This window comes from Geminisphaera colitermitum TAV2 (assembly GCF_000171235.2).
Lineage (GTDB): Bacteria > Verrucomicrobiota > Verrucomicrobiia > Opitutales > Opitutaceae > Geminisphaera > Geminisphaera colitermitum.
Map to the genome: position 1 here is coordinate 1 of NZ_ABEA03000178.1, position 754 is coordinate 754.

The window sequence follows — 754 nt, forward strand, 5'->3', positions numbered from 1 at the left end:
GGTTTTTCCAGCGTTCGAAGGCTTTTTGGTAGAGGGCGAGGAGTTTGGGGGAGTGGCGGTTGATGTCGCCGAAGAAGGTGTCTTCGTTGAGCATGCAGATGCCGATGAGGGCGGGGTCGGCGGCCCAGGTGAGGCCGGTGTGGGGGTTTTGGTGGGTGAGGAGTTTTTGGGCAAATGCAGCCCAGGCGGCGAAGGCGGTTTCGGAGATGGGGACGAGGTGTTTGATTTCCATTTCGATGCGCTGGTCGAGGTCCGGGATCTCGGCGGGGGAAAAGCTGCGCATCGAGTGCATGTCGATGTTGATGTGGAGGCCGCGTTTTTTGAGGGCGGCAAAGAGGTAGTCGATGCGGTCGAGTTGGGCAGGGTCGAGGTCGTGACTGCTGACGGAGTGGCGTTTTTGTTGGTTAACGAGTTCGCGGTCGTAGTGGTGGAGGCGGACGGCGTTGTAGCCGGAGCGGGCAAGGCGGTCGGCAAGGGCGTCGGCTTGGGCGTGGGTGGGGAAGTTGGCGTCGAAGCAGAGGTTGATGCCGTAAAAGCGGACGCGTTGGCCGGGGCGATTGGCGTATTCAAATTGTCCCGACGGCGTGATGGTGAGGGGGCCGTATTTCCCGGCGGGGGCGTCGATGAGAGCGGCGCGGTCAAAGATGCTTCCGGGAGCGATGTCGAGTTTGTGGTCGTAGGGTGCCCAGTCGGGTCCGGGCGCGGCGGTGTCGGTGGCGGCGGCAGCGTGGTGGGTGATGATGAGGGTGCTGGC

Annotated in this window: 1 protein-coding gene; it reads right to left on the minus strand. The window is 62.9% G+C overall.

What is annotated here, in order from left to right; genetic code table 11:
- A partial coding sequence (locus OBACDRAFT_RS20670) for a cellulase family glycosylhydrolase (RefSeq protein WP_157837228.1) occupies nt 1-754 on the minus strand: 754 nt, incomplete at both ends.